The organism is Corallococcus interemptor (genome assembly GCF_003668875.1).
Lineage (GTDB): Bacteria > Myxococcota > Myxococcia > Myxococcales > Myxococcaceae > Corallococcus > Corallococcus interemptor.
On the sequence record NZ_RAWM01000048.1, the window covers coordinates 26,205 to 48,399 of the forward strand.

The 22,195-nt window shown below is 71.9% G+C and carries 19 protein-coding genes; 14 read left to right on the top strand and 5 right to left on the bottom strand.

All coding sequences use genetic code 11. The annotated features are described in order from the left end of the window. Positions 1-60 precede the first annotated feature (60 nt). The 3 genes from D7X96_RS19055 (at position 61) to D7X96_RS19065 (ending at position 3,036) form a co-directional block, all read left to right on the top strand. Entirely contained in the window at positions 61-738 is a 678-nt protein-coding gene (locus D7X96_RS19055) for a DUF2378 family protein (RefSeq protein ID WP_121770376.1), read from the top strand. Positions 739-856: 118 nt separating this feature from the next. Further along, positions 857-2,305, top strand: coding sequence for a dGTP triphosphohydrolase (gene dgt / locus D7X96_RS19060; RefSeq protein WP_121770377.1), 1,449 nt, complete (start codon positions 857-859; stop codon positions 2,303-2,305). 56 nt (positions 2,306-2,361) lie between these two features. After that, positions 2,362-3,036 carry an SOS response-associated peptidase gene (locus D7X96_RS19065; RefSeq protein WP_121722361.1) on the top strand — a complete coding sequence of 225 codons (675 nt, stop codon included), beginning with the start codon at positions 2,362-2,364 and terminating at the stop codon, positions 3,034-3,036. Between the two features lie 3 nt (positions 3,037-3,039). Here D7X96_RS19065 and D7X96_RS19070 read toward each other — a convergent pair whose 3' ends face one another. After that, positions 3,040-3,435 (bottom strand): response regulator, encoded by a 396-nt coding sequence (locus D7X96_RS19070; RefSeq protein ID WP_244219647.1) that lies wholly within the window; start codon positions 3,433-3,435, stop codon positions 3,040-3,042. Positions 3,436-3,883: 448 nt separating this feature from the next. On the opposite strand from D7X96_RS19070, the gene D7X96_RS19075 reads away from it, so the two are divergent. Continuing rightward, positions 3,884-6,583, top strand: coding sequence for a PAS domain-containing hybrid sensor histidine kinase/response regulator (locus D7X96_RS19075; protein ID WP_244219648.1), 2,700 nt, complete (start codon positions 3,884-3,886; stop codon positions 6,581-6,583). Between the two features lie 7 nt (positions 6,584-6,590). Here D7X96_RS19075 and D7X96_RS19080 read toward each other — a convergent pair whose 3' ends face one another. From D7X96_RS19080 to D7X96_RS19090, 4 genes are all read right to left on the bottom strand, one after another. Next, positions 6,591-8,108 carry an Hsp70 family protein gene (locus D7X96_RS19080; RefSeq protein ID WP_120549610.1) on the bottom strand — a complete coding sequence of 506 codons (1,518 nt, stop codon included), beginning with the start codon at positions 8,106-8,108 and terminating at the stop codon, positions 6,591-6,593. An 89-nt stretch (positions 8,109-8,197) separates the two neighbouring features. Further along, on the bottom strand, positions 8,198-8,584 hold the full coding sequence (locus tag D7X96_RS40300) for a GIY-YIG nuclease family protein (RefSeq protein ID WP_167510860.1): 387 nt from the start codon (positions 8,582-8,584) through the stop codon (positions 8,198-8,200). Beyond that, complete coding sequence (locus D7X96_RS40305) at positions 8,568-9,143, bottom strand: hypothetical protein (RefSeq protein WP_167510861.1); 576 nt, start codon at positions 9,141-9,143, stop codon at positions 8,568-8,570. Before D7X96_RS40305 ends, D7X96_RS40300 begins: the two co-directional genes overlap by 17 nt. Positions 9,144-9,316: 173 nt before the next feature. After that, a complete protein-coding gene (locus D7X96_RS19090; protein WP_121770383.1) occupies positions 9,317-10,777 on the bottom strand; it encodes a sigma-54-dependent transcriptional regulator in 1,461 nt (486 codons plus the stop codon). 176 nt (positions 10,778-10,953) lie between these two features. Here D7X96_RS19090 and D7X96_RS19095 point away from each other — a divergent pair, with 176 nt between their 5' ends. The 10 genes from D7X96_RS19095 (at position 10,954) to D7X96_RS41505 (ending at position 22,185) form a co-directional block, all read left to right on the top strand. Then, positions 10,954-11,703 (top strand): OmpA family protein, encoded by a 750-nt coding sequence (locus D7X96_RS19095; RefSeq protein ID WP_120549611.1) that lies wholly within the window; start codon positions 10,954-10,956, stop codon positions 11,701-11,703. Positions 11,704-11,726: 23 nt separating this feature from the next. Then, positions 11,727-12,161, top strand: coding sequence for a chemotaxis protein CheW (locus D7X96_RS19100; protein WP_120549612.1), 435 nt, complete (start codon positions 11,727-11,729; stop codon positions 12,159-12,161). Positions 12,162-12,166: 5 nt separating this feature from the next. After that, complete coding sequence (locus tag D7X96_RS19105) at positions 12,167-12,535, top strand: protein CrdC (protein ID WP_120549613.1); 369 nt, start codon at positions 12,167-12,169, stop codon at positions 12,533-12,535. Then, positions 12,532-14,367 carry a methyl-accepting chemotaxis protein gene (locus D7X96_RS19110; protein WP_120549614.1) on the top strand — a complete coding sequence of 612 codons (1,836 nt, stop codon included), beginning with the start codon at positions 12,532-12,534 and terminating at the stop codon, positions 14,365-14,367. Before D7X96_RS19105 ends, D7X96_RS19110 begins: the two co-directional genes overlap by 4 nt. Before the next feature lies 1 nt (position 14,368). After that, the gene (locus D7X96_RS19115; RefSeq protein WP_121770379.1) at positions 14,369-16,177 is read left to right on the top strand and encodes a methyl-accepting chemotaxis protein; all 1,809 of its coding nucleotides are present in this window, start codon (positions 14,369-14,371) and stop codon (positions 16,175-16,177) included. Beyond that, the gene (locus tag D7X96_RS19120) at positions 16,174-18,732 is read left to right on the top strand and encodes a hybrid sensor histidine kinase/response regulator (RefSeq protein ID WP_121770380.1); all 2,559 of its coding nucleotides are present in this window, start codon (positions 16,174-16,176) and stop codon (positions 18,730-18,732) included. The genes D7X96_RS19115 and D7X96_RS19120 overlap by 4 nt, the downstream gene beginning before the upstream one ends. A gap of 79 nt (positions 18,733-18,811) precedes the next feature. After that, a complete protein-coding gene (gene cheB / locus D7X96_RS19125) occupies positions 18,812-19,870 on the top strand; it encodes a chemotaxis-specific protein-glutamate methyltransferase CheB (RefSeq protein WP_120549617.1) in 1,059 nt (352 codons plus the stop codon). A gap of 12 nt (positions 19,871-19,882) precedes the next feature. Next, entirely contained in the window at positions 19,883-21,106 is a 1,224-nt protein-coding gene (locus tag D7X96_RS19130; protein ID WP_121770381.1) for a CheR family methyltransferase, read from the top strand. A 75-nt stretch (positions 21,107-21,181) separates the two neighbouring features. Beyond that, on the top strand, positions 21,182-22,051 hold the full coding sequence (locus D7X96_RS19135; RefSeq protein ID WP_121722357.1) for a tetratricopeptide repeat protein: 870 nt from the start codon (positions 21,182-21,184) through the stop codon (positions 22,049-22,051). After that, positions 22,051-22,185, top strand: a complete 135-nt coding sequence (locus tag D7X96_RS41505; RefSeq protein WP_255424948.1) for a hypothetical protein — start codon at positions 22,051-22,053, stop codon at positions 22,183-22,185. The genes D7X96_RS19135 and D7X96_RS41505 overlap by 1 nt, the downstream gene beginning before the upstream one ends. Positions 22,186-22,195 lie beyond the last annotated feature (10 nt).

Here is a 22,195-nt window from a genome sequence, read left to right on the forward strand (position 1 = left end):
AGCGGCGCGTCAATGACTCGCACACGTGGGGCGTGGGACCACGTGAACACGGAGGCAGGCATGCAAGTGCAGGCGAAGCCATACCCGGAGCCGGGCTCGGTGGACGCGGATTGGGCGGTGCGGCGCATGTCGGCGACGGACCTGGACACCGCCCGGGGCATGTTCTTCCTCGGGGTTCTGGAGACGGTGCGCACCGGCGCGGGCGAGGAGGCGCTGGCCAACTGCCGCGCCGTCACCGAGGACCGCCGCTTCGTGGGCTTCTTCAACTACCCGGTGGCCACCTTCCTCAAGCTGTCGCAGGTGGCCGCGCGGGTGCTGTCGCCCCGGTGGGGCGGGTTCGACGAGGCGCTGCGGCAGATGGGGATGCAGGCCACGCGCAGCTTCCTGGAGTCCGCGGTAGGGCGCACGTTCCTGCTCCTGTCCGCGGGCGACCCGCGCAAGCTCGTGACGAACCTGCCCGCCGGCTACCAGATGGCGGTGAGCTACGGGGAGCGCACCGTCGACTGGAAGGGAGACGGGGACGCGCTGCTCACCATGCGGCGCGACTTCATGCCGCCCGCGTACCACGAGGGCGTGCTGCGCGAGGTGCTCACCATGGTGGGCGCGCGCAACCCGAGGGTGCAGGGGCGCAAGCTGGGCCTCCTGGATACCGAATACCGCATCAGCTGGGAGGCGCCCGTCGTGCTGGCGGCGGATCCGGAGCCTCCCAGGGCGCCGCGCTGGCGGCTGTTCCAGTAGGGGGAGGCGCGGCGGGGACCGGGAGTTGGGGCCCGGTCCCCCAGACGCACGGAAGGGCGCGGGGCTTGCGCCCCCGGCGGGAACAGGGCTCTCTTCGCGCCGGGAGGACTTTCCGCGCGTGAGCCGCGATGACAACCAGGAACGGACGGAGCGCTGGCGGCGGCTCCTGTCGGACACCCGCGTGGGCTCGGGCCCGCGCGACGCGCAGGTGGAGGACGCCGCGCACCGGCAGCTCGACGAGCGCAACGACTACTCGCGCGACTACGACCGCATCGTCTTCTCCAGCGAGTTCCGCTGCCTGCACGACAAGACGCAGGTGTTCCCCCTGTCGACCAGCGACTACACGCGCACGCGCCTCACGCACAGCATCGAGGCGTCCTGCGTGGGCCGCTCCCTGGGCCACCAGGCCGGGCTGGGGTTGAAGGCGCAGGGCGTGGACCTGGACCCGTCCCACCTGGGCACCATCGTGGCGGCGGCGTGCCTGGCGCATGACATCGGGAACCCTCCCTTCGGCCACTCCGGCGAGGCGGCCATCCAGCACTGGGTGGGGCAGCGCCTCGCGCCACCGGGGGAGGGGAGGAGGAGCCCGTTCGCGACGGAAGCGGAGTGGCGCGACCTGCGCGACTTCGAGGGCAACGCGCAGGGCTTCCGCATCCTCAACCGGCTCCAGTCGCGCGAGCGCCGGGGCGGGCTGCGCTACACCGCCGCGATGCTTGGGGCGATGAGCAAGTACCCGCGCCCGTCGGTGCTGCCCGGCTCGCGGCAGAAGACGAAGGGCGTCGTGTCGGAGCGGAAGTTCGGCTACTTCCAGGACGACCTCGACCTGGCGCTGGAGGCCTTCCGCGCCACGGACCTGCGCGAGCGCGAGCCCGGCGTGTTCAGCCGCCACCCGCTGGCCTTCCTCGTCGAGGCGGCGGACGACATCTGCTACGCGGTCATCGACCTGGAGGACTCCGCGAAGCTGGGGCTCGTGCCCCTGGAGCGCGCGTGCGAACTCCTGGATTCGGTCCTGCCGGAGCCGGAGTCCACGGTCCGCAAGCCGCCCCGGCACCTGGAGACGCGCCTGGCGCAGGCGCGGGCCCGGGTGATTGGCAAGCTCATCCCCCAGTGCGTGGAGGCCTTCGTGGAGCACGCGCTCGACCTGGAGGCGGGGCGGACGGAGCAGTCGCTCACCGCGCTCAAGCCGGACGTGCGCGCGCAGCTGGATGAAATCACCGGCTTCACCCGCGAGCACGGCTACTGGAGCGAGCGCGTGCTCCAGATTGAGAGCGCGGGCTTCAAGACGCTGGGCGGCCTGTTGGACATGTTCGCGCTCTCCGTGGTGGCGGAGTCCCCCAACGCGGAGGAGCGGAAGCTGCGGCAGCTGTTGCCCCTGGAGTGCTTCCAGCGCCCGGAGTTCGCGGCGGCGGATGAAGCGGCGCAGAGGCCGCCCCGGCGCGACGAGGCCATCCAGCGGCTCACGCCGTACCAGCGGCTGTTGTGCGTGACGGACTACATCACCGGCCTGTCGGACAGCCGCGCGGTGGAGCTGTACCAGCGGCTGTCCGGCATCCAGCTCCCTTCCTGACCCGCCGGGCGTCCGGAACGTGCGGCGCAGGCCTCCGGGCGCTACGCTTCAACCCCATGTGTGGCCGAGTCACCGTCCGGACCTCCCCCGCGCAGCTCGTCGCCGAGCTGGAGCTCGCGGGCGCGCGCGCGACGCTGGAGCGCGAGCGCTTCAACCTCTGTCCCACGCAGCTCTTGCCCGTGGTGCCCAATGACGGCGCGCGGCTGCTGGACGTGTTCCGCTGGGGGCTCATCCCGTCCTGGGCGAAGGACGCGTCCATCGGCAACAAGCTCATCAACGCGCGCGGGGAGACCGTGGCGGAGAAGCCCAGCTTCCGCTCGGCGCTGAAGCGCAGGCGGTGCCTTGTGGTGGTGGACGGCTGGTACGAGTGGAAGCAGTCCACGAAGCCCAAGACGCCGTACTTCTTCCACCACCGCGAGGGGAAGCCGCTGGCGCTCGCGGGCCTGTGGGAGGAGTGGACGGCGCCGGACACGGGCGAGGTGCTGCGCACCTGCACCATCATCACCACCGGCCCCAACGCGCTGATGGCGCCCATCCATGACCGGATGCCCGTCATCCTGTCGCCGGAAGGCCAGTCGGTGTGGCTGCGCCCGGAACCCCAGGAGGCGTCCGTGCTCCTGCCGCTGCTCGTCCCCGCGCCGGAAGCGCCGCTGGACGTCTACGAGGTGGCGCGCGGGGTGAACTCACCCGCCAACGACAGTCCGGAGTGCGTGGCCCGCGTCGCGGCCTGAGCTTCAGCCCGCCGTGGGGTTCTCCTCGCCGGGAGGCGGACAGTAGGGCGCGACCGCCTCCTTCAGGACCTCCATGTGCAGGGGCTTGCGGAGCGTCGCGACGACGCCGTCCATCCGCTCCGTCTGGAAGCTGGCGGTGAGCACGAAGACGGGGAGCCCGCACAGCGCCGCGTCGTCGTGCAGCCGTCTCAGGAAGCCGTAGCCGTCCATCACCGGCATCATCAAATCCAGCAGCACGATGCAGGGCTTGCGGCACGAGGCCAGGGCCATCAGCCCCTCCTCGCCATTGGTCGCCGTCACCACGGAGTAGCCTTCGAGCTCGAGGTACCGGGCCATCACTTCCAGCTCCGGTTCATCATCGATGAGGAGGATCAAGGGGGGGGTCGTCGCGTCGGGCACGGCTCTCTCTTCCGTGTGTTCAAAGGAAAGCTAGGTCGCCCGAACGCCGCACTGACCAGGGCCGACCATTGATTCCGGGCGGGCGGTTTCCACTCCGGCCCACGGGGCAGCGGGTCGCCCGGCCGTCTGCCCTGAAACAGTGGCGCGGCGGCCCGGGACACTTCCTGGGTGCTCCGGGAAAAGCCCCCTAGGATTCAGCGCCATGGCCTGCCTCGCGGGACTCGCTGCTCGTGACGTCCAGCCTTTGTATGAACCCGAAGCGAAACATCCCGCCCGGCTCCGTGGCCAGGCAGGCATTCCAACCCCCTGAATCGCCGTCCCCGGAGCTCCGGGGAAGGGCGCGCGCCTGCCCACCTCCACGGTTTTCCGTGGATGACATGGAACTGGCGCCTCGACTGACCTACAGTTCTTGAACGGAGGGGGAAGTTTGCCCGAACTGCCACCCAGCATGATTCCGGCCCTGTTCGAGCACACGCGTGACGGCGTGCTCGTCCTGGACCCGACCCTGCGGGTCGTGGCCGTGAACCGTGCCGCGGAGGCGCTGCTGGGGCCCCGCGACCTGCTGGTGGGCCAGGACGTGCACGGCGTGCTGCCGGGCTGGACGCCCCCCCAGGTCTCTTCCACCCCCGAGGAGACGGAAGTCCCCCTGGGCCCGGTGCGTCCGGTGCGCGTGCTGGCGGTGCCGCAGGACGGCGGCTGGATGCTCCTGGTGCGGGTCATGGACGCGGCCCAGGCGGCCGAGTCCATCCTCCGGCAGCAGAAGGAGTTCTTCGAGGCGGTGGTGCGCCACAGCCCGGTGGCCATCGTCACCATCAGCCGGGCCTTCGAGGTGCTGTCCTGGAACCCCGCCGCGGAGCGGCTCTTCGGCTACACGCCGCATGAGGCGCTGGGCCGCAACATCCTCAAGCTCGTGGCCAACGCGGACGACATCCGTCCGCAGGCCGAGGAGACGTCGCGCGAGGTGCTGAGCAAGGACCGCGTGCACGTCGTCACCCGGCGCGTGCGCAAGGACGGCACGGTGGTGGACGTGGAGCTGCGCGCGCTGCCGGTGACGGTGGCCGGCCAGTCCATGGGCTTCATCGCCATCTACCACGACGTCACCGACCTCCAGCGGGCGCGCCAGGCCGCCGAGCACGCCAACCAGGCCAAGAGCCTCTTCCTGGCCACCGTGAGCCACGAAATCCGCACGCCGATGAACGCCATCATCGGCATGGCGGGGCTGCTCATGGACACGGCGCTCACGCCCGAGCAGCGCGACTTCGCGTCCACCATCCGCCAGAGCGGCGACGCGCTGTTGGGGCTGCTCAACGACATGCTGGACTTCTCCAAGATAGAAGCCGGCCGGGTCGAGCTGGAGCAGACGCCCTTCAACCTGCGTCAGTGCGTGGAGTCCGTGCTGGATCTGCTCGCCATGCGCGCGAGCGAGAAGTCCCTGGACCTGGGCTACCACGTCACGGACGAGACGCCCATCAGCGTCGTGGGCGACGGCGCGCGGCTGCGGCAGGTGCTGCTCAACCTGGTAGGCAACGCGGTGAAGTTCACCGAGCGCGGCGGGGTGTCCATCTCCGTGGACACGCCTCGCCAGCCGCTGGCGCCGGGCGGCCTCTTCGAATTGCACTTCGCGGTGCAGGACACCGGCCTGGGCATCACCGAGGCCGCACGCGCGGGCCTCTTCCAGCCCTTCAACCAGCTGGATGAATCCGTGTCGCGCCGCTACGGCGGCACGGGGCTGGGCCTGGCCATCAGCAAGCGGCTGGTGGAGGCCATGGGCGGGCGGCTGTGGATGGAGAGCGAGGGGGTGCCGGGCCGGGGCGCCACGTTCCACTTCACCTTCCAGGCCCGCGAGGCCCCGCGCGGCGCCGAGGCCCTGCGCCCGGACGCGCTGAAGCTGCACGGCCGGCGCGTGCTGGTGGTGGACGACAACGCCATCAACCGCAAGCTGCTGGGCCGCCAGCTGGCCGCGTGGGGGATGGCCATCGTGGAGGTGGGCTCCGGCGCGGAGGCGCTGGCGAAGCTGGAGTCCGGCGCCCGCTTCGACCTGGCCATCCTGGACCACCGCATGCCGGTGATGGACGGCCCCACGCTGGCGGGGCACATCCGCCAGCAGCGCGACGCGCGCGAGCTGCCCCTGCTGCTGCTCACGTCGTTTGATCAGCGCGACGCGCAGCCGCCCGGCCTCTTCACGGCGGTGCTGCCCCGGCCGGTGAAGGCGTCGCAGCTGCACGACGCGCTGATGACGTGCCTGGCCCAGGACCTCATCGCCGCCCGGCCCATGCCGGTGGTGCCCGCGCCCGCCACGCGCGAGCGCTCCGTGTTCAACACGCGCCCCGGCGAGCAGATGCCGCTGCGCATCCTGCTGGTGGAGGACAACCCCACCAACCAGAAGCTGGCGCTGCTGGTCCTGGATCGGCTGGGCTACCCGGCGGATACGGCGAACAACGGCCGCGAGGGGCTGAGCCTCATCGCGCGCAAGCGCTACGACGTCGTGCTGATGGACGTGCAGATGCCGGAGCTGGACGGCCTCCAGGCGACGCGCCAGCTGCGCAGGGACGTGCCCATCAGCGAGCAGCCCTGGGTCATCGCCATGACGGCCAACGCGATGACGGCGGACCGGCGCGAGTGCCTGGACGCGGGCATGGATGACTTCCTCAGCAAGCCCATCCGCGTGGAGGAGCTCATCTCCGCGCTGCGCCGCGCCTGGGAGCGCCTGCCGCGCGAGCCCGGCGCCGCCCCCGTCGTCCGCGCCCCGGAGTCCGCCCGCGTGGGCGCCCCGCGCATCCGGGGGCTGGAGTCAGGCGCGCTGGATCGGCTGTGGCAGTCGCTGGATGGCCAGGTGGAGCGGATGCTCCCGGAGCTGGTGGACACCGCGCTGGAGAGCATGCCCCGGCTGATGGACGACGCGCGGGACGCGCTCGCGCGCGGCGAGCTGGAGACCCTGGCGAGGGCCGCCCACACGCTCAAGTCCAACGCGGCCTACTTCGGCGCGGCCACGCTGGAGTCGCTGTGCTGGGACATCGAGCAGCGCGCGGACGCCCGGGTGCTGGAGGGGCTGGAGCCGCTCGTCGCCCACTGCCAGGAGGCGCTGGACGAAAGCCGCCAGCTCCTGGAGCAGCTCAAGGGCATCGTCATCTCCCGCGCCGCGGGGTGACGCCGGCTCAAGCCCGCTGGGGCGCGTTCGGGTCGGTGATGGACAGCGGCTGCCGCTGACCGTCCTTCGCGACCAGGCTGGCGGTGAGGGCGAAGTCCGGCCCCATGCGCAATTCCAGCGTGGTGGGGCCCGGGTGGGCCACGCGCCAGTCCGGCTCGATGCGCACGGTGCCCAACAGCTCGCGCTCCACGGTGGTGCGGTCCAACGCTTCGAACAGCGCCACCGGCACGGGGCCGGGCCAGGGGGGCAGGTCCAGGTCCACGGAGCGCGTGCCGGGCACGGGCGTGTTGGCGGGGAGCACCTCGTGCTGGCCGCCGCCGGGCACCATGGCGCCAATGGGCATGGGCACCACGTCCGACAGGCCGCTGATGCCGCGCGCCAGGTTGCGTCCCAGGATGGCCGCGCCCACGGCCACGCCCAGCTCCGGGTGGACCTCCTTGTCCGACGACAGCTTCTTGAAGTGGGCCAGGCGCTTGCGGATGGCGGGCATGCGCGTCTGGCCGCCCACCATCACCAGCTCGTCGATGGCGTCCGGCTTCATGCCCGCCTTCTCCAGCACGTCGTCGCACGCGGCGGCGGTGCGCTCGATGAGCTGGAACACCATGGCCTCCATCCGCTCGCGCGTGAGCGTGACGTTGAAGTCCACGAAGGCGCCGTCCTTCTGGGTGATGCAGGGGATGCGGATGGGGACGGAGGGCGCACTGGAGAGCGCCATCTTCGCGGACTCGGCGGCGAAGACGAGGCGCTGCATGACGACCTTGTTGCCGCGCAGGTCGATGCCGTGCTCCTTCTGGAAGTCGTCCACCAGCGCCTCGACGATGGCCTCGTCGAAGTTGGCGCCGCCCAGGAACGCGTCGCCGCCGGTGGCCAGCACCTTCACCACGCGGTTCTGCACGGACATGAGCGTGACGTCGAAGGTGCCGCCGCCCAGGTCGAACACCATCACCGTCTGCTCGGGGTTGCGCAGGTTGGCGTAGTAGAGCGCCGCGGCGGTGGGCTCGTTGACGATGGCGCGCACGCGCAGGCCCGCCTTCTCCGCGGCGCGGCGGATGGCCTCGCGCTGGCGGATGGTGGCGTGCGCGGGCACGGTGAGCACGCACTCCTTGAACGGCGTCCCGGCCGCGTGCGTGGCCAGCGTGTTGAGGTGCTTGAGGATGAAGTGCGCCACGTCGATGAGCGGCGTCACCTTCCCGTACACCTCCACGGCGGTGTAACCGTCCGGGCCCTCCACCAGCTCGAAGGCGAAGCGGCCCCGGTGGCGGGCCACGTACTCGGACTGGAAGCGGCGGCCCAAAAAGCGCTTGGCGCCGAAGATGGTGTGGCGCGGATCATCGATGATCTGCCGCCGCGCCGCCGGGCCGACGATGGCCTTGTCGCCCGCGTGGAACCACGCGATGGAGGGCAGGGTGAGGGTCTTGTCCGCGATGGGCACCACCCGCAGCTTGTTCGCCTTGTCGAAGAAGGCCGCCGCGGTGTTGGTGGTCCCGAAGTCGATGCCGAGGATGGGGGCGGCGCTGGTGCTCATGGAGGGCCGCCATTCTCGCACGTCCCGCCGCGCCGGGGCACCCGGCACGACGGTTCGCCTGTGCGCGGAGGTCGGTTGAACCCCGCGTGTCAGGGGGCAGGCGGCGCGTTGTAGCCGGCGTCGCCATAGGGCTTCAGGCGCTCCAGCCACATCTCCTCCAGCACCTTCAGCTCCTCCGCGGGCGGCGGGCCGCCGGGCTCCTCGCGGGGCTTGAGCCTGTCCAGCACCTCGAAGGAGAAGGCCGCCTCGCCGTAGCGCTCCCAGTCCGCCTGCAGCGCGGGGACGCGGTGCATGCGCTGGGCGAACTCGAACCGGATGCGGTTGAACATCGCGGTCAGGTTGAGCGCGTGGCCCACGAACAGCTTGCCGTTGGCGTGGCAGCGGATGGCGTAGATGCCCATGGGCACCTCCGCTTCCTTGTAGGCGCGCTTGCGCTCGGAACGGGACGCCCGCGAGTCATCACCAGGCGCCGTCATGCTGACCCCCGAAGCCCAGCGAGACGAGCTTCGCCTCCAGCCGCTCCTTCGCGGCCGTGTCGCGAGGGCGCACCCAGTCGTGGCCCATCCGCGCCCAGTCCGCGTCGCGCGCGTCGATGCCCAGCGACTGGAGGAAGTCGGCCTCGCAGATGAAGCACTGCGTGCGGAAGGGGAAGAGGAAGCCCCCCTGCGCCGCCAGCGAACGGGCGGCCTCTTCGTAGGTGGAGAACCACCGGTTGAGGAACGGGCTCTGGCCCTTCTGGAAGAAGGCGCGCGTGTCCAGCCGTGGCGGGCGGGACTCCAGGGCCTGCTTCAGGTCCGTCCAGGTGACGTGGCCTGCTTCGCGCGCGATGACGGCGAGCCCGTGCTTGTGCTGCACGGTGTCCCGGCGCGACAGCACCTCGCCCAGGGACAGGGCCGCGAAGAAGGGCAGGGTGCGCATCCGCTCCGCGGCGCGCGTGGCGCGGGCGGCGTCGGACGAGTCCAGGTCCTTGAGCAGCAGGGACGCGCGGACCTTGTATTCATGAAGCGTGACGGGGAGGGTGCTGCCGGTTCCCATGACGAATCCTCCGGTGCTGGCCCTCACCCGTTGGGGGACCGTGGAAGGACTTCATCGGGGGTCTGGCGACAGCGGGTGAAGCGAGGGTGACGTCGTCTTTCCGGGCGGCGGGCACCCCTCGGCACCCGTGGGACGAATAGACCAGACCCGTCCCACGGCCGTCAAACGCTCGCTTACGACTCGGACTGTCCGCGCCGCAGGCCCAGGGCCTTCATCTTCTTGTAGAAGTGCCCGCGCTCCAGGTCGAGGATCCGCGCGGCCTCCGTCACGTTGTCATGCGTGTGGGCGAGCACCCGCTGGATGATCTCCCGCTCCGCGTCCTCCACCTGCTCGCGGAAGGTCTGATCCACGCGCGGCCTCCAGCCGCCCGGGTTCGGCGGAGCGGGCTCCACGGCGGGCGCCGCCTGCGTGACGGCCGCGACGGGCGGAGCATCACCGCCCACGGTGGGCTCGGGCATCGGGGGCAGGGGACGGCCCCGGGGCAGGAGTTCCAGCGCGTCCGTGCGCGAGACGACCGGGCCTTCACAGAGGATGGCCAGCCGCTCCACCAGGTTGCGCAGCTCACGCACGTTGCCCGGATAGTCGTACGCGCTCATCACCGCGAGCGCGTCCGGCGACAGCGCCAGCGGCCGCCGCCCGTTCTTCGCGCACGCCTCGCGCAGGAACGTGTCGATGAGGTCCGGCAGGTCCTCGCGGCGCTCGCGCAGCGGCGGGGAGTGAATCTGCACGACGTTGATCCGGTAGTAGAGGTCCTCGCGGAAGCGCCCCGCGGCGATCTCCTTCTCCAGATTCTTGTTCGTCGCGGCGATGACGCGCACGTCCACCTTCAGCGTCTCCGCGCCGCCCACGCGCTCCAGCTCTCCCTCCTGGAGCACGCGCAAGAGCTTCGACTGCATGGCGGCCGGCATGTCGCCAATCTCGTCCAGGAAGAGGGTGCCCTCGTGCGCCAGCTCGAACTTGCCGCGCCGCACGCTCACCGCGCCGGTGAAGGCGCCCTTCTCATGGCCGAACAGCTCGCTCTCGATGAGGTCGTGCGGCACCGCGGCGCAGTTGAGCTTCACGAACGGCCCGCTCTTGCGCTTGGAGTTCTGGTGCAGCGCCCGGGCAATCAGCTCCTTGCCGGTGCCGTTCTCACCGGTAATCAGCACGCGCCCCTCGCTGGGCGCTGTTCGCTGGATGAGGGAGAAGATGCGCTGCATGGCCGGCCCGCCGCCCACCATGTCGAAGCGGCCCAGCTGCGCGCGCAGCTCCTGCAGCTCCTCCATCGCCGCCTGGTGCTTGAGGGCGTTGCGCAGCGCCACCAGCAGCCTGTCCCGCGCCAGCGGCTTCTCCAGGAAGTCGCGCGCCCCCAGCTGCGTCGCCTTCACCGCCGTGTCGATGGTGCCGTGCCCCGACATCATGATGACGGGCAGGTCCGGCTTGAGCGCCGTGAGCCGCGCCAGCACCGTGAGGCCGTCCATGTCCGGCATCTTCACGTCCATCAGGACGGCATCCACCGGCCGCGCGCTCACCACGTCCAGCGCCACCTGCCCGCTGCTGGCCAGCTCGGTGCGGTAGCCGGCCAGCTGCAGCGACTGGCTCAGGGTGAGGAGGATGTTCTTTTCGTCGTCAACGATGAGGACCGCGGCGGGCATGGGCAAACCGCTCACACTCTCACGGAAATAATCGGGGCTTCAAGGGTCTCGTGCTGCCCGAAGGGATGGGGAAAAGACAAATCTTTTGACTCTCCCCGGCGGGTCCGACTAGACGCGACAGCCTTGGCCCGCCCCCTGTGGGCCTCTCTTTTCCCGTGGTTGCTGTCGGAGGAATGATGCGCCGGATTTCGCTTTGGGCCGGGTTGGCCCTCGCCGTGGCCGTGATGACCGGGTGCCCGCCCACCTACCCCAAATGCAACAACGACGAGCAGTGCCAGGAGAAGGGCGAGGTCTGCGTCCAGGGCCAGTGCCAGGAGTGCGCGACGGACGCGAACTGCCGCGAGGGCTTCACCTGCCAGGCCAACAAGTGCGCCCCCAAGCCGCCGGAGTGCACCACGGACGCGGCCTGTGGCTCCGGCCGCATCTGCGAGGCCGGCAAGTGCGCCGAGGCCCAGTGCAAGGACGACTCCGCGTGCAACGGTGGCAAGTGCCAGGCCGGCCGCTGCCAGGCCCCCAAGGACACCTGCTCCGCCAGCACCGACTGCGGTGAGGGCCAGGAGTGCCAGTCCGGCAAGTGCGTGACGGCGGACGCCAGCTCCAAGTGCGACTACTCGCCGGTGCGCTTCGGCTTCAACGAGTCCACCCTGGACTCCAGCGCGCAGGGGCGCCTGGGTGAGCTGGCGGCCTGCATCAAGGCCAGCCAGGGCAAGATCACCCTGGGCGGCCACGCGGACGAGCGCGGCACGGAGGAGTACAACCTCCAGCTGTCCAACCGCCGCGCCGCGGCCGTGAAGCGCTACCTGGTCGACCTGGGCGTGCCGTCCAACCGGCTGACCACGGTGGGCTATGGTGAGACCCGCCCGGTGTCCAGCGCGGGCACCGAAGAGGGCTGGGCGGAGAACCGCCGCGTGGAGTTCCAGCGCTAGTTCTGGGGTAGGCTCTGGCGCGAATGGCCGCCCTAGAGTCGGAAACGCGTCAGTCCTACCTTGTCTTCGCGTGTGGAAGCAGTTGGTACGCGGTGCCCGCGGAAGCCGCGGCGGAGGTCGTCACCTTCCCCGAGCTGACGCGGGTACCGGGTTCCCCGCCCCACCTGCTGGGTGTGTTCGCGCACCGGGGTGAAGTCATCCCCGTCGTGGACATGAGCCTGCTGGTGGGCGGGGTGTCCGCCGGGTCCCGCCGCGCCGTCCTGGTGCGCCTGTCCCGAGGGACGCTGGCGCTCACGGCCAGCAGCGTCGCCGGCGTGTCCGCGCTGATGGGACCGCTGGAGCCCCTGGGCCCCTCGGGCGTGCACGTCCACCTGCGCGGCCCCGTGAAGAGCGGCTCGCGCGACGTGGCCGTCATCGACCCGGAAGGCCTCTTCGACCACCTGAGCCAGGGCGGCTGAGGCCCATGCCTGCCGCGGGCCGGGTCGAGGGGACGCTCCTGTGCCACGTGGGGCCGCACCGCATCGCCTTCGAGGCGGGCGAGGTGGCCTCCATCGCCGCGCCCGACACGGGCACCGTGTCCGCCCACCGGGCCTTCCAGGGTGACGGCGGCGCCCAGCGCGTGCTGGTGACGTCCACCGGGGAAACGGTGGGCGTGGACGGGCTGGAGATCGACTCGGAGGTGCTGTCCGTGCTGCCGCCCTCGCCGCTGGTGGCGGGCGCGTCCGGGGGCAGCCTGCGGGGCTTCGTCATCACTCGCGGCGTGCTCTGGCCGCTGTTGCGGCTGGAGGCCTTCCAGCACTACCTGCGCGGCCTGGACGGGGTGGGCCCATGATGGCGCCGCCGGAACTGCGCGCGTTGGGCCGCTGGACGACGCGCCCCCGCATCCCGGGCAGCTGTCTGGGCGTGGGGGTCGCGTTCCTCCACGTCCACCTGTCGCACACGATTCCGGAGGCCGGGCGCACGCCGCTGACGTGGCTGATGCTGACCGCGCTGGTGCTCTTCATCAGCGTGGGGTTCGCGCGCGACGCGCGGGCGCTGCGCACGCTCTTCGCGCTGGGGGACGGCCGGCTGCCCGCCACGTCGGAGCACCTGCTGGTGGCGGTCCAGGAGGTGGCGGCCATCCCCGGCCGCAGCTTCTGGTTCGTGATGCAGGGCTGGCTGGGTGGCACGCTGACGGTGGCGCTGACCTTCCCGTGGCTGGCGGGCGTGCCGTGGACGGAGTCGCTGCGGCTGACGGCGCTGGGGATGTCCATTGGTCCGCTGAGCGCCATGCTCGTGTACCTGATGGTGGTGCGCCGCTCGCGGGCCACGCTGGACCGGCTGGTGTCGCTGGGGCCGTCTCCGCTGGAGGTGCTGGCCGCGCTGCCGCCCCGGCGCATGCACATCCGCCGCCGGCTGGTGATGTTCACCGCCATCGCGGTGTTGAGCCCGTCGCTCTTCATCCTGGACGTGGCCTTCTCGCGCACCGCCACGGTGGTGGACGCGTGGACCCAGGCCACCACGCCCCAGGAGCGCGCGGCGGTGATGGAGCGCGTGCGCGAGGGCGGCGGGCCGCCCCTGGGGCTCATCGCGGGGCTCGTCACGCTGTTGATTCTTGGCACCGCGGCGCTCGCGGGCACGGCGCTTTCGGAGCCCCTGCGCGCCATCACCGAGGACGCGACGCGCATCGCGCGCGGTGAGGTGCGGCCCCCGCGCGTCATCCACGCCGAGGACGAGGTGTGGGCCACCTCCGCGGCCTTCACCCAGATGCAGGTGCAGCTGGTGCAGGCGCTGTCGCAGCTCAAGCGGGCGGGCATTCAAATCTCCTCCACCACCGAGCAGCTGGTGGCCACCAGCACGGAGCAGGAGGTGGGCGCGGACGAGCAGGCCGGGGCGCTCAACGCCACCAGCGCCACCACGGAGGAGCTGGCCCGGTCCGCGCAGCAGATCGCCGACAACGCGGAGTCCGTGTCCGCCATCGCGGAGACGACCTTCGGCGCGGCGCAGTCCGGCCAGCGCGGCGCCACCGCCTTCCTGGGCGCCATGCAGCGCATGAAGGAGGACAACGAGGCCATCGCGGAGGCGGTGGTGCGCCTCAACAAGCGCGTGCAGCAGATTGGCAAGGTCGTCGAGTTCATCAACGAGATCGCCGACAAGTCCGACCTGCTGGCGCTCAATGCCGAGCTGGAGGGCACCAAGGCGGGCGAGGTGGGGCGAGGCTTCTCGCTGGTGGCGGCGGAGATGCGGCGGCTGGCGGAGAACGTCATCCGCTCCACGAAGGAGATTGAAGGCCTCATCGGGGAGATCCGCGACGCGACGAACGGCGCGGTGATGGCCACGGAGGCGGGCCTGAAGACGACGGACCAGGGCACGCTCTTGGCGGCGCAGGTGGACGACAGCCTGAGCCTCATCCTGGAGCTGGCGCGGCAGACGTCGCACGCGGTGCGCAGCATCTCCCTGGCGACGCTGCAGCAGCAGACGGGCACGGATCAGCTGGCGGCGGCCATGGGGGACATCCTGCGCGTCACGGAGCAGAACGCCGCGGCCACCAAGCAGATGGTGGCGGCCAACGCGGACCTGTCCACCCTGGCGGCGGACCTGCAGCACGTGGTGCAGCGCTTCCACGTGGAGGCTCCCCCCGGCGGGGACGGCACCGGCACGCCTGGCGCGACGGGAGGGGCGTGACATGGCCTTCGCTTCGCACCCGGGCTCCCAGCGGGCCTCCTTCAGCCAGCAGCTGATGTTCCCCGTGCCGCTGGCGAACCTGGTGGGCTCCACGCTGGGGCTGCACTTCGCGTCGCTCGTGGTGAGCGGTGAGCAGGAGCTGCCGCTGGGCCGGCTCGTCACCCTGGTGGTGGGCGTGAGCGCGCTGCACATGCTCCTGGGCGTGGGCGTGTCGCTGCGCCGCTTCCCCCGGCTGCGGGCCCTGGAGCGCGGCGTGTTGCCGCCCACGCCCGAGCACCTGGCGGCGGCGGTGGGCGAGGTGTCGCGCGCGCCGGGCGAGGCGTTCTTCCGCTCGCTGGGGTTGTGGGCGCTGACGACGGGCGTGGTGGCGGCGGCGCTGGGGTCGGTGATGGGCCAGCCGGTGGAGCTGACCCTGAGGATCGCCGGGCTGGGCGCGCTGTTCGGCCCGCTCACGTCGCTGCTCGTGTACGGGCTGGTCACGCTGCGGGCGCGGCGGGGCGTGCTGTGGGTGGCGGAGCAGGGGCTGACGCACGCGCAGGTCATCGCCGCGCTGCCCCGGCGCTCGCGCATCCGCGCGCGGCTGGTGGCCTTCACCGCCATCTGCGTCATCACGCCCGCGGTGATGTGCGCGCAGGTCGTCACCGCGCTGATGAACGGGTTCTTCCACCGGTTGCAGACGGGCAGCCCGGACGCGCGGGGCGTGTTGATGGACGCGTTCACGTCCAGCGCGCTGTTGTGCGTCGTGGTGTTCGGCCTGGCGCTGGCCACGGCGTACCTGGGCGGCACGCTGCTGGGGCGGCCCATGCGGGAGCTGTCCGGCGAGGCGCGCCGCATCGCCGCGGGGGACCTGGCCAGCCCCCGGCTGGTGCCCGCGGAGGACGAGGTGTGGGCGGTGTCCGCGGCCTTCACCACGATGCGCACGCACCTGGCGGACGTGCTCGCGGAGTTGCAGCGCGCGGGCGCTCAAATCTCGGCCACCACGGAGGAGATTCTCAGCACGTCCGGGCGCTACGAGGAGGGCGCGGCGGAGCAGGCCAGCAGCCTGGATGAGACGAGCGCCACCACGGAGGAGCTGGCGCGCTCGGCGAAGCAGATCGCCGAGAATGCGAGCTCGGTGGCGGAGATCGCCCAGCGCACGCTGGCGGCGGCCCAGGGCGGACAGCGCAGCGCGGAGTCCTTCCTGGAGGCCATGGCGCGGATGCGTCAGGACAACCAGGCCATCGGCTCGGCGGTGGTGCGGCTGGACAAGCGCGTGCAGCAGATTGGCAAGATCGTCGAGTTCATCAACGGCGTCGCGGACAAGTCCGACCTGCTGGCGCTCAATGCGGAGCTGGAGGGCACGAAGGCCGGTGAGGTGGGGCGGGGCTTCTCGCTGGTGGCGGCGGAGATGCGCCGGCTGGCGGAGAACGTGCTGGAGTCCACCAAGGAGATTGAAGGGCTCATCGAGGAGGTGCGCGAGGCCTCCGCCGCGGCGGTGACGGTGACGGGCGGCGGCGTGCGCGCGGTGGAGTCGGGGACGGCCCTGGCGGAGCAGGTGTCCCAGTCGCTCGGGCAGATCGTCAACCTGGCGGGGCAGACGTCGGACGCGGTGCGGATCATCTCCCGGTCCACGCAGCAGCAGCAGGCGGGCACGGATCAGCTCGCGGAGACGATGGCGGACATCCTGCGCATCACCCAGCAGAGCCTCAACGCGACGAAGCAGGTGGGCGCGGCGAACGGGGACCTGTTGGGGTTGGCGCAGGACCTGCGAGGCGTGGTGGAGCGCTTCCAGATCCACCAGGCGACCCTGCGCAAGGGGGGCGGCGGGTGAACCCCAGCGAACGGCTCCTCAAGCAGTTCCGGGACCTGGTCACGGTCCGCCTGGAGCGCATCAACCGCGCCCTGATGGAGCTGGAGTCCGGGGGCAACCTGGAGGCCGGGCAGCGCGTCCTGCGTGAGCTGCACGGGCTCAAGGGCGAGGCCCGGATGATGGGCTTTGGCGAGATCAACACGCTCGCGCACGAGATGGAGGAGCTGGTCCGGTGCGCGGAGCCCCAGCGCTACCGGCTGTCATCGGAGTCCACCGACGCGCTGTTGGCGACTGCGGACACGGTGCTCGCGCTGTCGGGAGCGCTCCAGGCGGGAGAGCCGCTGCTGGCGGTGGAGACGCTGGTGGCGACGCTGCGGCAGCAGGTGCTGGTGGAGTCCGCGCGGCCGGCGGGCGCTGCCCGTCCGGAGGAGGGAGGCCGGCCGGCGAAGGGGGAGGGGGCCTCGCCCCTCCTCGTGGCGGAGCGTCGGGAGCCCTCCGCGGCCGTGGTGGTCCCCGCGCACTGGGGAGCACCGCCGGCCGCCGCATCGCAGCTCCTCGCGGCGGCGCTCCGGTCGGAGCCCGCTGGAAGCGCGACGGGACCGCATGGCGAGGCGCCTGTTTCAGGCAGTCCGAGCGGAACTGGCCAGCCGGTTCATCCAAGCCACGGTGCTGGACCAGGCGGATCCGCGCCGGGCTCGCACGGTCCGCACCCGGGAGGCTCGGGCCATTCGCACCTCGTTGCGGCTGCTCCCGTTGGCACGGGGACACATCCGGGCAGCGCCGCCGGAAGCCCGACGAACCCCACGGTGTCCCCCGCCGCGCGCTCGCGTCCGGCCGCTACTTCGAAGCACGCGACCGGCACGGTGCGCACCGGTGACGTCCGCATGGACACGGCCGTGCGCATCGGCGTGGCCAGCCTGGACATGCTCACCAGCGCGGTCACCAACCTGGGCCAGGTGGCCCGCCGCCGCGAGCTGGCCACCGCGCGCCGCCTGGAGCTCGTGCGCGAGCTGAGCGAGCTGGCCCGCGCCGCCGAGAACCTGGGCCCCGCGGGCGTCGCGCTCGCCGAGCGCCTGGGCCGCGCCAAGGAGCTGGCCGCCACCCTGCACCGCGAGGCCAAGCTGCTCGCCAACGCGGAGCTGCGCGACCTGGATCAGGTGTCGGAGGAGATCCAGGGCCTGCGGATGCTGCCCCTCTCCGTCCTCTTCGAACCCTACCCCCGCATGGTCCGCGACCTGGCGCGGGACCTGGGCAAGGAGGTGGAGCTCGTCGTGGACGGCGAGGACACCCGCGCGGACCGCTCCGTCGTGGAAGCCCTGCGCGAACCGCTCATGCACCTGGTCCGCAACGCGCTGGACCACGGCCTGGAGACGCGCGTGGACCGCGTCGCCTCCGGCAAGCACCCCCGGGGCTGCCTCACCCTGCGCGCCGCCCGCGAGGGCAGCCGCATCATCCTGCGCGTGGAGGACGACGGCGCGGGCATGGACCCGGCGCTCCTGCGGCGCGTGGCCGTGCGCCGGGGCGTGCTGGACGAGCCCGCCGCCAACGCCCTGTCCGACGCCGCCGCGCGCGAGCTCGTCTTCCTGCCCGGCTTCACCTCGCGCGAGGTGGTCACCGACCTGTCAGGTCGGGGTGTCGGGCTGGATGCGGTGCGTACGTCCCTCCAGGCCCTGGGCGGCGACGTGGGCGTGGAGTCCGCGCCCGGCTGGGGCACCATCTTCACCCTGCGCGTCCCGGTGTCCCTCACCGTCGCGCCCCTGCTCTTCGTCCAGATCTCCGGCGAGACGCTCGCCCTGAGCGCCGTCCACGTCTCCCGCGCCCTCAAGGTGGACGCCTCCGAGGTGGGTGAGGTCGCCGGACGTCCCACCCTCCGGATGGAGGGCCGCGTGCTGCCCTTCGCCTCGCTCGCGTCCCTCCTGGGCCATGGCTCCGAGCGCCCGGCCAGGGAAGGCGAGCTGGTGCTGGTGGTGAAGGGCCAGGGCATGGAGGCCGCACTGGCGGTGGACCGCGTCCTGGAGGAGCGCGTCCAGGCCATCCTTCCCCTGAAGGGCATCCTCTCGCGCTTCACGCACCTCACCGGGGCCACCTCGCTCGCGGACGGCCGGCTGGCCATGGTGCTGTCCGCGGCCGCGCTGGCGGCGGGCGTGCACGGCACCGCGCCCCTGAAGCTCGCCCGGCCGCCGGTGCGGACGCCCGCGCCACGCCGGCGGCGGATCCTCGTGGTGGACGACTCGCCCCTCACCCGCGAGCTGGTGGCCAACCTGCTGGAGGCGGTGGGGTACGACACCCTCCGGGCGGCGGACGGCCCCTCGGCGCTGGAGCAGCTGGGGCAGGAAGGGCCCCCGGTGGAGCTGGTCGTCACCGACCTGGAGATGCCGGAGATGGACGGCGTGGAGCTCACCCGGCACCTGAAGACCGACCCGGCCCGGAAAGGCCTGCCCGTCGTCATCCTCACCACCCGGGGAGGGGAGCTGGACCGGGCGCGTGGGCTGGCGGCCGGGGCGGACGGCTACATCACCAAGGGCGACCTCGTCCGGCAGGATCTGGTGGACGTCGTGGGGCGGCTCCTGGCCTGAACAGCCTGGAGCGGCCGGCAGACGCCCGGGCCCTTCGCATTGCTATACTCCCGCGGCGCGTACGGGGTATTGAACGGACATGGGCAAGAAAGTGACGGTGCTGGTGGTGGATGACTCGGTCATCTGCCGTCAGCTCATCAGCGCGGCGTTGAGCGACGACCCGGACATCCAGGTCATCGGCACCGCCGCGAACGGCCAGGAGGCCGTCGCCCTCACGAAGGAGCTGCGCCCCCACGTCATCACCATGGACGTGGACATGCCCGTCATGGACGGGCTCACGGCCGTGGAGCACATCATGGCCGAGTGCCCCACGCCCATCCTGGTGCTGACGGGAGACCCGCGCTCGCAGGCCCCCGCGCTGACGTACCGCGCGCTGGAGCTGGGCGCGCTGGCGCTGCAAATCAAGCCCGCCATCGACGCGGTGCCGGAGGCGTGGAACCTCACCAAGGAGGTGAAGCTCATCTCCTCCGTGCGCGTCATCCGCCACGTGCGCGGCCAGAAGCGCGGCGCGCCGGGGACGCCGCACACGCCCGTGCCGGCGCTGCCCCCAACCTCCATGGGCATCGTCGCGGTGGCCGCCAGCACGGGCGGCCCGCAGGTGCTCTACCGGATGCTGTCGGAGCTGCCGGCGGACTTCCCGGCCCCCATCGTCATCGTCCAGCACATCAACGCCGCCTTCTCCGAATCGCTGGCCAGCTGGCTCGCCAACGCGAGCAAGCTGAAGGTGCGCCTGGCCATGGACGGCGACACGCTGACGCCGGGGCTGGTGCTGGTGGCGCCGCCGGACCAGCACCTGGTGGTGCCCGTGCGCGGCCGCGTGGCGCTCAAGCCCGGCGTGGAGCGCGATGGCCACATGCCCAGCGGCACGGTGCTGCTGGAGAGCGTGGCCAAGACCTACGGCCGGCGCGCGGTGGGCGTGGTGCTCACCGGCATGGGCGCGGACGGGGCGGACGGGCTGCTGGCCATCAAGCAGTCCGGCGGGCTGGCGCTGGCGCAGAACGAGGAGTCCTGCGTCGTCTTCGGCATGCCGGGCGCCGCGGTGGAGCGCAAGGCGGTGGACCACCTCATCCACGGCGATGACGTCGCGGCCACCCTGGCGCGGCTGGCGCGCGGAGAGTCGCTGGCCGCCAGCCGCTGACCTTCGCTCGCCATGACGTCCTCCTCCGAGCGCTGGACTCCCGTCCACGCCTGGCTCCAGGCGCATACGGGCATGGCGCTGAGCGGGGCCCAGCGGCGGCGGCTGGACGCGCGGCTGGACGCGCTGGGGCACGGCGGGAACGCGACGCGGCTGGTGGCGCACCTGCGCACCCCGGCGGGCGCGGCGGACCTGGCGCGGCTGGTGGACGCGGTGGCGGTGCACACGTCGGAGCTGTTCCGGGACGAGGTGCAGCTGTCCGCCTTCCGCGAGCACGTGCTGTCGCCCCGCGTGCAGCGCTCGAGGACGCCGCTGCGCGTGTGGAGCGCGGGCTGCGCGGCGGGGGAGGAGGTCGCCACGTTGCTGCTCCTGATGGCGCAGGAGGGCGCGGACCCCGCCAGCCGCGTGCTGGGCACGGACATCTCCGAACAGGTCCTCACCCGGGCGCGCGAGCTGAGCTTCCCGGCGGATGCGCTCCGGCGCGTGCCGGAGGCCGCCCGCGCGCGCTACTTCGAGCCGAAGGGCCGGCGCCACGCGCTGGTGGCGTCGCTGCGCGCGCAGGCGGAGTTCCGGCGCCACAACCTGATGGAGGCCCCCTACCCGGAGGCCTCCGGGGGCGGCGGCTTCGACATCATCTTCTGCCGCAACGTCCTCATCTACTTCACGCCGGACGCCTTCCAGCGCACGGTGCGAGACCTGACCGGGCGGCTCGCGCCCGGCGGCGTGCTGGTGCTGTCCGCCGCGGAGCCCCTGCTCCAGGTCCCCCCGGAGCTGCGGCTCCTGCCCAGCGAGCACGCGTTCTTCTACGTGCGCGAGGACGCCACGCCCGTGGAGCCGGCCCGGCCGAAGCGGGACTCCGGACGGTTCGCGGCCATCGCCACGCCGAAGCCGGAGCCAGCCCCGCCCCCGGTTCCAGACGAGGCCGCGATGGCGCAGGCGGACTGGCTCTTCTCGTGCGTGCTGGACGGCGCCTCCACGGGCGTCCCGGATGAGCAGTCCGAGCGCGACCTGCGCCGGTGCCTGGACCTGGATCCGGACCACGTCGCCGCGCGCTACCTGTTGGGGCTGCTCCTGGAGCAGTGCGGTCAGCCCGGCGCGGCCCTGGAGGCGTACCGGCGGGCCCTCAGGGCGGTGGACTCGGGGCGGGCGCGGCCGGTGCCCTTCTTCCTCAACCCGCCCCGGCTCCGGGTGGCCTGCGCCCGGGCCGTGGAGCGGCTGGAGGCGGACGCGGCGCGCTGAAGGGCAGGGGGGCGGCCGGGCCTGATGCAAACAGAAGCGGCGCGCGGGGCACTTTGGACCTAGGATGCCCGGCCCATGCGCAGGCTCGTGCTCTTCGCCCTGTTGACCGCCGCAGCTCCCGGCTGTTTCTACCCCGCCGACCGCGGCCGTGCCCTCGAAGCCAAGGTGGACCGGCTGGGCGCGGACAACGCGAAACTGGCCGCGGAGCTGAAGGAGGCGCGCGACCAGCTCGCCGTCACCCAGCCGAAGCTGGATGAGAAGATCGCCCAGGTGACCCAGGCCCTGCAGAGCCTGGACACCGCCGCGCGCCGCAAGGACGCGGACATCGGCGTGCAGTTCCAGAAGACGGTGGAGGACCTGGCGCAGCTTCGCGGTCAGGTGGAGACCTACCTCTACAAGATTGGTGAGCTGGAGGCCGCGCTCGGCAAGAGCACGGAGGAGACCAACCAGCGGCTGCTGGCGCTCCAGGGCGCGGAGGCGGTGAAGGAGGCCGAGGCCAGGAAGAAGGCCGAGGAGCTCCAGCGCCCCACGACCGCCAAGGACTTCATCGCGCTGGCGCAGGACAAGGCGAAGGCCGGAGACACGCTGGTCGCGCGCCAGCTCTACAACGAGTTCGTGAAGAAGTGGCCCAAGGACGCGCTCGTGGGCGAGGCGCACTTCGGCCTGGGCGAGACGTACTTCACCGAGTCCAAGTGCCGCGAGGCCCTCTTCGAGTACGGCAAGGTGGTGCAGGACCACGCGAAGACGGCGTCCGCGCCCGAGGCCTACCTGCGCTCCTCCGACTGCTTCCAGAAGCTGAAGATGAAGGAGGAGTCGAAGCTGGCGCTGGAGGAGCTGGTGAAGAGCTACCCCAAGTCGGACGCGGCCAAGACGGCGAAGACGAAGCTGGCGGAGCTGGACAAGAAGGCCGCCCCTGCCCCCGCGCCGAAGAAGGCGAAGAAGTGATGGCCCTGCGCGCTCCGAAGCTCGCCGCCCTGGCGCTGCTCCTGCTGCTGCCGCTCATCGCGGGGGCCGCGCCCAAGAAGCTCGTGCTGCTCTTCACCGGAGACAACGGGGGCGAAGTCGCCCCCTGTGGTTGACGCCACAACC